1 tRNA gene is annotated in these 232 nt (G+C 61.2%); it reads right to left on the bottom strand.

Annotated features, from left to right (window positions below):
* Position 1 precedes the first annotated feature (1 nt).
* A tRNA-Asp gene (locus ABOA88_RS24150) sits at positions 2–78 on the bottom strand.
* Positions 79–232 lie beyond the last annotated feature (154 nt).

Raw genomic sequence — 232 nt, 5'->3', positions numbered from 1 at the left:
ATGGCGCAGCGGACGGGACTCGAACCCGCGACCCCCGGCGTGACAGGCCGGTATTCTAACCGACTGAACTACCGCTGCGTATCGTTCAGGCTTTCACCTGATTGAAACTGGGATCGGCCTGAAGTGCTCTTGGCCTTCAGACCCCAGACCGGTGATAACACCCATCTGAAGAAAAAGTGGCGCAGCGGACGGGACTCGAACCCGCGACCCCCGGCGTGACAGGCCGGTATTC

This window comes from Pseudomonas sp. PKS, assembly GCF_051913525.1.
Taxonomy (GTDB): domain Bacteria; phylum Pseudomonadota; class Gammaproteobacteria; order Pseudomonadales; family Pseudomonadaceae; genus Aquipseudomonas; species Aquipseudomonas guariconensis_D.
Note: the sequence above shows the minus strand (reverse complement) of the source record. Positions and strands in the feature narration are given on the sequence as shown.